The organism is Daejeonella sp. (genome assembly GCF_044342615.1).
Lineage (GTDB): Bacteria > Bacteroidota > Bacteroidia > Sphingobacteriales > Sphingobacteriaceae > Daejeonella.
Map to the genome: position 1 here is coordinate 1 of NZ_JBIIPN010000082.1, position 11,801 is coordinate 11,801.

General features: G+C 36.1%; 14 protein-coding genes. All 14 read left to right on the plus strand.

The genetic code is table 11. The features are described from left to right. The coding region (gene pckA / locus ACIQ0D_RS08220) for a phosphoenolpyruvate carboxykinase (ATP) (protein WP_395804547.1) at positions 1-1,386 on the plus strand (1,386 nt) is incomplete at its 5' end. Positions 1,387-1,755: 369 nt separating this feature from the next. After that, on the plus strand, positions 1,756-2,583 hold the full coding sequence (locus tag ACIQ0D_RS08225; RefSeq protein ID WP_395804549.1) for a MotA/TolQ/ExbB proton channel family protein: 828 nt from the start codon (positions 1,756-1,758) through the stop codon (positions 2,581-2,583). An 82-nt stretch (positions 2,584-2,665) separates the two neighbouring features. Beyond that, positions 2,666-3,289 (plus strand): ExbD/TolR family protein, encoded by a 624-nt coding sequence (locus ACIQ0D_RS08230; protein ID WP_395804551.1) that lies wholly within the window; start codon positions 2,666-2,668, stop codon positions 3,287-3,289. Between the two features lie 21 nt (positions 3,290-3,310). Further along, positions 3,311-3,862 (plus strand): ExbD/TolR family protein, encoded by a 552-nt coding sequence (locus tag ACIQ0D_RS08235; RefSeq protein ID WP_395804553.1) that lies wholly within the window; start codon positions 3,311-3,313, stop codon positions 3,860-3,862. 39 nt (positions 3,863-3,901) lie between these two features. Beyond that, a complete protein-coding gene (locus tag ACIQ0D_RS08240; RefSeq protein ID WP_395804555.1) occupies positions 3,902-4,726 on the plus strand; it encodes an energy transducer TonB in 825 nt (274 codons plus the stop codon). Between the two features lie 6 nt (positions 4,727-4,732). After that, on the plus strand, positions 4,733-4,954 hold the full coding sequence (locus ACIQ0D_RS08245) for a hypothetical protein (RefSeq protein WP_395804557.1): 222 nt from the start codon (positions 4,733-4,735) through the stop codon (positions 4,952-4,954). A gap of 10 nt (positions 4,955-4,964) precedes the next feature. Continuing rightward, positions 4,965-5,864, plus strand: coding sequence for a PstS family phosphate ABC transporter substrate-binding protein (locus tag ACIQ0D_RS08250; protein ID WP_395804559.1), 900 nt, complete (start codon positions 4,965-4,967; stop codon positions 5,862-5,864). Positions 5,865-5,876: 12 nt separating this feature from the next. Further along, entirely contained in the window at positions 5,877-7,556 is a 1,680-nt protein-coding gene (locus tag ACIQ0D_RS08255; RefSeq protein WP_395804561.1) for a tetratricopeptide repeat protein, read from the plus strand. 82 nt (positions 7,557-7,638) lie between these two features. Then, entirely contained in the window at positions 7,639-8,010 is a 372-nt protein-coding gene (locus ACIQ0D_RS08260) for an NADH-quinone oxidoreductase subunit A (RefSeq protein WP_395804563.1), read from the plus strand. Between the two features lie 108 nt (positions 8,011-8,118). After that, positions 8,119-8,661, plus strand: a complete 543-nt coding sequence (locus ACIQ0D_RS08265) for an NADH-quinone oxidoreductase subunit B (protein ID WP_291404218.1) — start codon at positions 8,119-8,121, stop codon at positions 8,659-8,661. Next, entirely contained in the window at positions 8,661-9,164 is a 504-nt protein-coding gene (locus ACIQ0D_RS08270; RefSeq protein ID WP_395804565.1) for an NADH-quinone oxidoreductase subunit C, read from the plus strand. Before ACIQ0D_RS08265 ends, ACIQ0D_RS08270 begins: the two co-directional genes overlap by 1 nt. Next, positions 9,161-10,372: an NADH-quinone oxidoreductase subunit D gene (locus tag ACIQ0D_RS08275; protein ID WP_395804567.1), complete on the plus strand. Its 1,212-nt coding sequence runs from the start codon at positions 9,161-9,163 to the stop codon at positions 10,370-10,372. Before ACIQ0D_RS08270 ends, ACIQ0D_RS08275 begins: the two co-directional genes overlap by 4 nt. Beyond that, positions 10,365-10,880: an NAD(P)H-dependent oxidoreductase subunit E gene (nuoE, locus tag ACIQ0D_RS08280; protein WP_291404224.1), complete on the plus strand. Its 516-nt coding sequence runs from the start codon at positions 10,365-10,367 to the stop codon at positions 10,878-10,880. The genes ACIQ0D_RS08275 and nuoE overlap by 8 nt, the downstream gene beginning before the upstream one ends. 83 nt (positions 10,881-10,963) lie before the next feature. Next, positions 10,964-11,801, plus strand: an 838-nt coding sequence (locus ACIQ0D_RS08285; protein ID WP_395804569.1) for an NADH-quinone oxidoreductase subunit F, incomplete at its 3' end; no start/stop codon positions are given.

Consider the following 11,801-nt stretch of genomic DNA (forward strand, 5'->3'; position numbering starts at 1 on the left):
TTTACCGGTCGTTCGCCACGTGATCGATTCATAGTGTGTGATGAAATTACTGAACAATCAGTTTGGTGGGGTGATGTAAATATCAAATTTGATGCATTAAAATTTGATGCTTTATTTGATAAAGTGACTAACTACCTCTCCAAAAAGGCAATTTTTGTAAGAGATGCTTATGCTTGTGCAAGCGAAGAGTATCGTTTAAATATTCGAGTAGTTACAGAAACGGCCTATCAAAATTTATTTGCAAATAATTTATTTCTAAGGCCAGGGGATGTAAACAGTGATTTTATTCCGGAGTGGAGCATCATTGCTGCGCCGGGATTTAAGGCAAGTCCTGAGATTGACGGGACGAGGCAAGCTAATTTCTGCATTATCAATTTTAGCAGGAAAACAATTCTTATTGGCGGCACGGGATATACAGGCGAAATTAAAAAGAGTATTTTTTCAGTTCTTAATTTCATTTTGCCACATCATCATCAGGTACTTTCAATGCACTGTTCTGCTAATATTGGGGAAGATGGAGATACCGCATTGTTTTTTGGTTTGTCGGGGACTGGTAAAACAACCCTTTCTGCTGATCCAGATCGGAAGTTGATTGGTGATGATGAGCACGGATGGAGTGAGGAAAGTATTTTTAATTTTGAAGGTGGATGTTATGCAAAATGTGTCGACCTTGATCCTGAAAAGGAGCCTCAGATTTTCAATGCCATACGTTTTGGCTCATTATTAGAGAACGTTAATTTTCAAAAAGATAGTAGAACTGTTGATTTTGGGAATATTGATAAAACTGAGAATACGAGAGTAGCTTATCCTATACATTATATAGAAAATGCTTTAATACCTTCAATTGCTTCTGCCCCGAAAAACATCTTTTTTCTAACAGCAGATGCCTTTGGCGTTTTACCCCCAATTTCTAAATTAAATTCTGAGCAGGCTAAATATCATTTCATTTCAGGTTATACCGCTAAAGTAGCCGGAACGGAAGCCGGAATAACAGAGCCCCAATTAACCTTTTCTGCTTGCTTTGGAAAAGCTTTTTTGCCACTTCATCCTTCAAAATATGCCGAATTATTAGCGCAGAATATTGAGAAGTTTAATGTTAATGTTTGGCTTATTAATACTGGCTGGACAGGCGGAAAATATGGAATAGGATCAAGAATGAAGCTTTCTCATACCCGTGCAATGATTAAATCAGCATTAAATGGAGACTTTAAGAATGTTGACTTTGAGGAGCATCCTCTATTTGGTTTGTCGATGCCTACTAATTGTCCAGGTGTTCCTTCTCAACTTTTAAATCCTATAAACACATGGAATGATAAAAATGCTTATGAAAAGACTGCAACTAGTTTAGCTGAGGCATTTGTATCAAATTTTAAACAGTATCTATAGTAATTTGATTATTAGATAGTTAGTTGATAATTTTTCCTGTTTTCTTTCGTTTTTTATTAAAAATTGCATTGTAAATTTGCATTTACAATAAAAAATAGTTTTTATTGTAAAACGATTGCAAATAATCAAAGCCCATTTTCTTTTTGAACAGCAATATCTTGTTAGTTTTTAGGTTGTGGTATTGACGGCAATTAATAGGATTAAAAAATATTCGCATTTTTTTATTCTTAAATTTTATTTTTGTTAACCATTGATGGTGACAAAAGTATTTTTATATATTTATCAAAAATTATTATTTGAAAAACATTACTAAATAAAAATTAATCAAGTCTATTATCTAATCAACAACTAAAACTAAATTTTAAAAAAATGGCGAACGCACCAAAACCAACAACAGCTAAGAAAGAAAGCTCTGGTTCAAGCATTTTTGCAAGTATGTCTATCGTGATGTGTATCCTTGTCGGAGTACTTCTATGGAAATTCGTAATGGGTGATGCATCTAATTTTGAAGGTGGAGATCCAGAAAACGGTCATCCACTACCTGGAAACTACTTTGGTATGGTTTACAAAGGTGGTTATGTAGTTCCTGTATTAATGGGATTATTTTTAATGGTTATTGTATTTTCTTTCGAACGTTTTTTCGTTATTGGTAAAGCTACTGGTAAAGGAAATATTGATGCATTCGTTAAGAAGATTCAAGCCTTTATTAGTGCTGGAAACATTGATTCAGCTATCTCTGAATGTGATAAGCAAGAAGGTTCTGTTGCTAACGTAATCAAATCTGGATTAAAGAAATATAAGGAAATGGAAACTGAGACCAAAATGGATACTGAGCAGAAATGTCTTGCTATTCAGAAAGATATCGAAGAAGCAACTGCTTTAGAGATGCCTATGTTGGAGCAAAACTTAACAGTTATTGCAACTTTAGTTTCAATTGGTACATTGATGGGTCTATTAGGTACGGTAACAGGTATGATTAAGGCTTTCGCGGCATTATCAACTGCAGGTTCTCCAGATCAGGCTGCACTTGCAAATGGTATTTCTGAAGCATTGATTAACACTGCTACAGGTATTGCTACTTCAACTGTTGCAATTGTTATGTACAACTTGTTTACTTCTAAAATTGATAAATTGACATACGCTATTGATGAGGCTGGTTTCTCTATCGTTCAAACGTATGCAAGCACTCATAAATAATAGAATTTGATTTTTATTCCGGGTTTTTTAACCCGGAATATTTCGACTCTATATTAATTAGTTATTAATTTAAAAATAAGCAATGCCAAGAATTAAAGTTGCCAGAAAAAGTACAGCTATCGACATGACAGCAATGTGTGATGTGGCGTTTTTGTTGCTTACGTTTTTTATCCTTACAGCAACAGCACGTCAGCCAGAACCGCTACCTGTTGATACTCCGGCATCAACAGTTAAGTTCAAGTTACCTGATGTAGATATTGCTACGCTAACTGTTGGACAAGAAAAAGTATTTTTCGGAGTTCCAGGTCAACCGATAAGAGTTCGTACATTAGAATTAATGGGCGAAAAATATCAGATTACGTTTACCGACGAAGAAAAAATGCGTTTTTCTCTGATGGAGAGTTTTGGAGTTCCTATTGGGAATCTTAAGCAAATCATTATGTTGAAAGGTGATGAGCGTAATGCAGAGGGCTTACAGCCAGGAATTCCTACTGATTCAGTAGGTGATCGTCCATCCGAATTGCACAATTGGATTTTGTCTGCACGTTATGCAACCAAAGAACTCAATAATGTTGATATGCGTGTCAGTATCAAAGGTGATTCAGGAGAAGAATATCCTTCAATCAAAAAAGTATTGAATATTCTTCAGGATCAAAATATTAACAAATTTAGTTTGATAACCTCATTGAGGGCAAGCGAAAATTAATTCGTATAAAATAAGAACGCGATGGCAGAATTAGATACCTCCGGCGGGGGTAAAAATAAAGGCGGGAAAGTTAGAAGTAAAAAGCAATCAACACGTGTGGATTTAACTGCAATGGTAGATTTGGCTTTCCTTCTTATCACCTTCTTTATGCTTACCACTACGCTGGCAAAGCCTCAGGCAATGGATTTAGCCATGCCTGATAAGGAAAAAAACGATCAGCAGGAATTAACGATTGCTGATAATAGAACAATGACGATATTACTTGGTGCTAATAATCGTATCGAGTGGTATATGGGACTTGTTGACAAACCTTTAACTGCTCCTCAGGTTGATAATTATGGCAGAAATGGCATAAGAAAGGCTTTAGTCGAATATTCGAAAAAAGTTATTGCTACCACTGGTGATCCAAGTAAAGGCTTAATCGTTTTGATCAAACCAAGTGCACAATCAAATTACAGAAATTTTGTAGACATTCTAGATGAAATGAAAGTATCAAATATTGAAAGATATGCGATAGTTGAAATTTCTGATCCGGATATTGCTTTATTAAAGCGTGATGGTCTCTACAAATAATTATTTTAAACAAATATTTACCCTTTAAAGATTGATTATATGTTAGGGTCTAAAATAGATTTATTCAATAACCAGTGGCTGGATGTTATATTCGCTGGCAGAAATAAGAGCTACGGTGCGTATGAGTTAAGGAAAGATAATTCTAAGACTACAAGCCGTGCTGTTATTATTGGTTCGCTACTTTTTATTACAATGGTTTCTTTACCATTGATTATCAAGTATATTTCCGGGATAATGCCAGAGGATGAGCAATTTAAGTCAACTGAAGTTGTATTACAACCTCCGCCACCAATTAATAAGGAAGAGCTTCCTCCACCTCCTCCAGAACCCCCTAAACCAAAGATCGATCAGATCAAATTTCCTCCTCCGGTAGTTGTACCTGCAGAAGAAGTTAGAGATGAAGAACCACCAACAGTTGAAGAATTGAAAGTGGCTGATCCTGGACAGAAGACTATTGAGGGTGATCCAAATGCAGATATCGTAATTGATGAGCCTGTAGGTGAAGCACCTAAGCAAGCTGAAGTAACTGAAGATAATAGCATTAAAGATTTTGCTAGTGTTGAAGTGCTTCCTGAATTTGCTGGTGGTATGGCAGGATGGGGAAAATATCTTCAGAAAAACTTAAAATATCCACCTATTGCTCGTGAAAATAATATCACAGGTCGTGTTATTATGAGCTTCGTAGTTGAGAAAAATGGCCAATTAACTGATATCAAAGTATTACGTGGTATTGGTGGTGGTTGTGATGAAGAAGCAGTTCGTGTATTAAAGAATGCACCAGCTTGGAAACCAGGTATCCAGAATGGTCGCCCAGTAAGGGTAGCTTATACTATGCCTATATTCTTCCAATTGGCTGGACAGTAGAATAAAATGTCTTTTTTAAAGAAAGAAGAATTCAAGCAGAAATCGCCCGCAAAGCGATTTCTGTTTATTTTAGGGCTAGGTATGTTTGCCCTTTATTTCGCATTGGGCATTGCTATTGTTTTCTGGAAGGATTTTCCTATCGACCTATCATTTGAGTATAGACTCGCTTTTGCTACCTTATTAATTGTTTATTCATTTATTAGATTTGTTCGTTTACTTCGTTCTTAAAAAAAATGAAATGAGAAAATTAGTTTCTATATTTTATGTTTTTGCTTGTATTCTACTTATTTCATGCCAGAGTAAACCTAGTGAAAAGCAGTCGTACACTAGCGGCAAGGAGCAAATATTAGTCGACGAATCCTTTGCCCCTATTATTGAGGATCAGGCTTTTCTTTTTGAAAGTACCTATCCTAACGCAAAGCTAAATTTGCTCATGAAATCTGAAAATGAATTATTAAATTTGTTTTTAGGTGATAGCGTTCAAGTTGCCATTCTTTCACGCGAATTAAAAGATGATGAAAGGAAGCATTTTGAATCAAAAAATATTAAAATTCGTTTAAATCGATTTGCTATTGATGGAATTGCGCTTATCACACACAATTCTTCTAAATATGTCAATGTTGATGTTTCGGATATCGTCAAGATATTAAAAGGAGAGGCTTCTGCTCTTGAAAGTTTAGTTTTTGATAATGCCAATTCAAGTACAGTCAGATATTTTAAAGAATTGGCTGCTATTGACAAACTTCCCGCAACCGGCATATATGCGTTAAAGTCGAATGCAGATGTTGTTAAATATGTAAATGACAATCCTGGTTCAATAGGTGTTGTAGGAGTTAATTGGATGGTACAACCTCCATTAGAACTAGAACCTATTGTGGAGGATTTAAAGATATTAGGGGTTAAAAACATAGTTGGTCGTCCTGGTGCGGATGCTTACTATAAGCCTAACCAAAATGATATTGCATTAGGAAAATATCCTCTTACAAGATCATTATATGTTATAAATTGTGAAGGTGGTGCCGGTTTGGGCACGGGTTTTGCATCCTTTATCACTGGAGATCGTGGTCAAAGGATTGTGCTAAAATCTGGTCTTTTACCTGATAGCATTCCTTCAAGAGAGATTAATATTGTAAATTAAATTAGATTGAAAATGATGAATAAGGCGGTTAAGATGACTCTGGGTCTAATGTTATTAGGTTCTTTGGTTTTTGCTCAGAATTTAACTGATGCTAGAAAAGCTATTGACGCAGAGCAGTATCAAAAGGGTAAAGCAATGTTAAACACATTAACTAGTAGTCAACCTACTAATCCTGAGAACTTTTTTTATTTAGGTAATTTATACCTAAGCACAGCATCAATTAATATTCGTCCAGATTACATTGATTCTGCCAAAGCAGTGTTTGAAAAGGGTATCAGTGCAAATGCTGAGTATGCTTTAAATTTTGTGGGTTTGGGCGCTGTTGATCTTGCTAAAAAGGCAAATCCAAAAGCTAATTTTGATAAGGCAATTGCTCTCACTAAGAAGAAAGATCATTTGACAGATCTTTATATCGGACGTGCATACGTTAATCTTACAAAACCGATGATTGCAGAGGCAATGGTTCATCTAAATAAAGCTAAATTATTGAATGAGAAAGATGCTCAATTATTTTTAGTATTAGGTGATGCTTATCGCTCAGAAATGAAGAATAGTGAAGCTTTTAGTGCATATAGGACTGCTTTTGATTTAGATAAAACCTTTTTAAGATCAAAAATCGAATTAGGTAAAATTAATAAAATGTCTAAGGCATTTGAGGAGGCAATTGCTGAATTTAATAGCGTGATTGCTTTGGATGCTAATTATGGACCAGCTTACAGAGAGCTTGCTGAAACTTTTTATCAATGGGCATGGACTTCTCAGAAGGAGTATGAAGGTCGTATAAAGCAGGCATTGCAATCTTATGAGAAATACATGGATTTAACAGATCGCTCTTTAGATTCTCGTTTACGTCATGCTGATTTCTTGTACCTAGCTAAAGATTTCAAAGCTCTTGAAGCTGAGGCTAATGAAATGGCTAAATTGGATAAGGTTAACCCAAGAGTATTACGTTATCTGGCTTACTCTTCTTTTGAAAATGGTAATTTTACCTCAAGCACACAAGCACTAAAGGATTTTATTGCAAAAGTTGAACCAACTCGTTTGATTTCTCAGGATTTCTTATATTTAGGTAGAGCTCAAATGAAGGACACTACTCAGTTTCAAGAGGGTTTGGCTAATATTGAGAAGGCAGTTGCGCTTGATTCTACTAATGCAGTGGTGATGAGTGAAATAGGGCAAGCACTTTATAAAGGTAAAAAGTATGTTGATGCAGCTCGTGCATATGAGATAGCGATTAAAAATCCAGAAAGAGCATTATTAGATTATTATTATTTAGGAATGTCTTATTATTTCACCTATGGTTCGCAAAATGCGGCCAAATTAAATCCACCTAAAGATCTTTTAGTAAAAGCGGATACCGCATTTAGTTTTCTTGTTAAGAGATCTCCAACAACACAAGCGGGATGGCAGTATAGAGGTAGAATTAACCGTTTACTTGATGAAAATGATGCTCAAGGTTTGGCGGTTCCTTTTTATGAGACCTATGTTAAGCTTGTTACGATTGATAAGCCTGAATTGGCAGCTAAAAGTGGCTCTGGATTAATTGAAGCCTATAATTATTTAGGATCAGTTGCACTTAGAAAAGAGGAGAATAAAGTGAAAGCTAAAGAATATTTTGAAAAAATATTAGTACTCGATCCTGCTAATGCTACTGCTAAAGAGGTTCTTACTGCATTAGGTAGTAATAATTAAACTGTAAAATTTATTTACTGAATAGCCCCTAAGCATTGTTTAGGGGCTATTTTTTTTATATATTTGCAGCGTATTATACATTATGGAAGCACAAAGCACATCATTAAGTTATCTACCAATAATCTTTCAGATTATTGTGGCACTCGGGTTTGTGGGTTTAACCATGACTCTTACCCATTTAATTGGGCCAAAACGTAAAACATCTGATAAGTTAGTAGCCTTCGAATCTGGGATTAAATCTGTAGGAAATGCGCGTCAGCCCTTTTCTATAAAATATTTTTTAGTAGCAATACTTTTTGTTCTTTTTGATATTGAAGTCATTTTTATGTATCCATGGGCTGTAAATTTTAGAGAATTTGGAGTTAATGGATTAATTGAGATGTTCATATTTATGGGCACTCTTTTGCTAGGCTTCATCTATATTATTAAGAAAAAGGCACTGGATTGGGAGTAGTATTTAGACTGGTTCTAAATATTGGTTTAAAAAATTGAAAGCATTTAATTTCTTAAATTTGGGCTCAATTCAGACCTGTCTGAATTGGGCTTTTTCTTTTAAAAGATTATGAGTGAAGTAAAAATAGTTGAAGCGCCTCCAGGTATTGAAGGATCTGGTTTCTTTGCAACATCAATGGATAAGGTTGTTGGTTTGGCACGTTCACATTCTTTGTGGCCATTGCCATTTGCAACATCTTGTTGTGGTATTGAGTTCATGGCTACCATGGGTTCACACTATGATTTTGCTCGTTTTGGTTCAGAAAGACCGAGTTTTTCACCTCGACAGGCAGATTTATTGATGGTTATGGGAACCATTGCAAAAAAAATGGGACCGGTTTTAAAGCAAGTATATCTTCAAATGGCTGAACCTCGTTGGGTAATTGCAGTTGGAGCATGTGCAAGTAGTGGTGGGATATTTGATACCTACTCAGTAATGCAAGGAATCGATGAAATCATTCCGGTAGATGTATATGTGCCGGGTTGTCCACCACGACCAGAAGCAATTATTGATGGTTTCAATAAAATACAAGAACTGGTTAAAAATGAGTCGCTTCGTAGAAGAGAATCACCAGAGTATAAAGAATTATTAGCTAGATACGGAATCCAGTAATGGGCAAAATAAGCAACCAGCAAGTCGTACAAAGTTTAACTTCAAAGTTTGGGGATAAAATCACCATTCCTACTGAGCCCTTTGGCTTTTTAACTTTTGAAACTTCGGCCGACCAAATAAATGAAGTTTTACGTTTTCTAAAAGATGACCCAGAACTTAAATTTAATTATCTAACGGACATTACCGGAATTCATTTCCCGGAAGAGGAACTTTCAATTGGTGTTATTTACCATTTGCATAGTCTTTCAAATAATGTTCGTGTTAGAATTAAGGTTTTTCTTGATGGAAAAGCTCCTAAAATCCCTACGGCAACAAACCTTTGGGAAGGGGCAAATTGGATGGAACGCGAAACTTTTGATTTCTTCGGAATTAATTTCGAAGGACATCCAAATCTTGTTAGAATTTTAAATGTTGATGATATGACGGTCTTCCCGATGCGCAGAGAGCATCCATTGGAAGACCCTAATCGTGTTGATAAAAAGGATTATTTCTTCGGAAGATGATGAATCACCCCATATTTACAGATAACGACCCTCAAAAGGAAACCATTACCCTAAATCTTGGTCCCACACACCCTGCAACCCATGGTGTATTCCAGAATGTTTTAGAAATGGATGGCGAGCGGATTGTAAGCGGCGTTTCAACGATTGGCTACATTCATCGTGCTTTCGAAAAGATTGCTGAACACCGACCATTCTACCAGATAACTCCATTAACTGACCGCATGAACTATTGCTCATCTCCTATCAATAATATGGGATGGCATATGACTGTTGAAAAGCTATTAGGTATTGAAACTCCTAAAAGAGTTGATTACTTGAGAGTTATCGTTATGGAACTTGCTAGAATTTCAGATCATTTAATTTGTAATGGAATTTTAGGTGTAGATACTGGTGCTTTTACTGGTTTCCTTTATTTGATGGAGGAGAGAGAGCATATTTATGAAATTTATGAAGAAATTTGTGGTGCTCGTTTAACCACAAATATCGGCCGTATTGGGGGTTTTGAGCGTGATTTTAATGATATCGCATTTGCGAAAATCAAAAAGTTTTTAGTTAAGTTCCCGCCAATTCTGAAGGAGTTTGAAGGATTGTTTAACCGAAACAGAATATTTATTGAGCGTACATCAGGAGTTGCTCCTGTAAGTCCAGAGACAGCTTTAAACTACAGTTGGAGTGGACCAATTTTGAGAGCTACAGGTGTAGATTATGACGTTAGAGTAAATGAACCATATTCTTCGTATCAGGATTTTGACTTTGAAATTCCTGTTGGTACCACTGGCGATGTTTACGATCGTTATGTTGTTCGTAATGAAGAAATGTGGCAGAGCTTGAGAATTATTGAACAAGCTTTACAAAAAATTGAAAAAGAACCAAAAGGTTTATTCCATGCGGATGTTCCTGAGTTTTACCTTCCTCCAAAAGAAGAGGTTTATAATAATATGGAGGCCTTGATTTACCATTTCAAAATTGTAATGGGAGAAATTGAAACTCCAAAAACTGAGGTTTATCACGCTGTTGAAGGGGGTAATGGAGAATTAGGTTTCTATTTGGTTAATGATGGTGGCCGTTCGCCGTATCGTTTACACTTTAGAAGACCAAGTTTTATAAATTATCAAATGTATGCTCCAATGAGTGCTGGTATGTTATTATCAGATGCCATTATCAATATGAGTAGCTTGAACGTAATTGCAGGAGAATTAGATGCTTAGTGTAACTGAACATAAAGAAATTGAATTTTCAGCAGACTTGATTAGCAAGTTTGAGGAAATTGTAAAGCGTTATCCGGAAGGAAAACAGAAATCAGCTTTATTGCCAGTCTTGCACCTTGTGCAAGCAGAATATGGCTGGGTTAGTCCGGAGGCTATGGACAAAGTAGCTAACTTCCTTCAAATTAAGCCTATTGAGGTTTATGAAGTTGCAACATTTTATACCATGTTTTTCCTGCGCCCACAAGGCAAATTTGTTTTGGAAGTTTGTCGCACTGGCCCTTGTTGCTTAGTAGGTGCTGAAAAAATCATGAATCACATTGAAAAAACTTTGGGTGTGAAGGAGGGTGAAGTAACTTCTGATGGCAATTTCAGTTGGAGAGGGGTAGAGTGTTTAGCAGCATGCGGAATGGCACCTGTTTTACAAATAGGTCCTGAATATACTTTTTACGAGAATTTAACAGAAGAAAGTGTAGATAAATTGATAGAAAATTTAAAAAGTAAGATATAAGATAGGTATTTGGAGTTCAACTGAGTTTATTTATAAACCTCACATCTCACATCTCTTATCTCACATCTCATATCTATAAAAGAATGGCTCGCAAGTTATTATTAGAGAATATTAATGTACCAGGAATTCACACATTCGATGTTTATCGTCAGAATGGGGGATACCGTGCGGTAGAAAAGGCTTTAACGTCGATGACACCTGATGCCGTGGTTGAAGAGGTTAAAACATCAGGCTTACGTGGTAGAGGTGGTGCAGGATTCCCTACGGGTATGAAATGGAGCTTTTTAGCTAAGCCTGAAGGTCGTGAGCGTTATTTGGTATGTAATGCAGATGAATCTGAACCAGGAACATTTAAAGATCGTTACTTAATGACTCACATTCCTCATCTATTGGTTGAGGGAATGATTGTGTCTAGCTTTGCTCTTGGTGCGAAAACATCCTATATCTATGTTCGTGGTGAAATGATGCCACAGATTAGAATATTGGAAAGAGCAATCGCGGAAGCTAAAAATGCCGGTTTTCTAGGTAAAAATATACTTGGATCAGGTTATGATCTTGAATTATATGTTCAGCCAGGTGGTGGAGCATATATTTGTGGTGAAGAAACAGCTTTGATAGAATCGCTTGAAGGTAAGCGTGGTAATCCTCGTATTAAACCACCATTCCCAGCAATTTCGGGTGTTTGGGGTTGCCCAACAGTAGTAAATAACGTTGAAACTATAGCAGCTGTTGTTCCAATTATCAATGAAGGTGGTGAAGAATATGCCAAAGTAGGAATTGGAAGAAGTACCGGTACAAAATTGATTTCTGCTTCTGGGAATTTGGTTAAGCCAGGGGTTTATGAAATTGAACTGGGACTACCAGTAGAAGAATTTATATACTCAGAAGAATATTGCGGCGGAATAGCGAATGGAAAGAGAT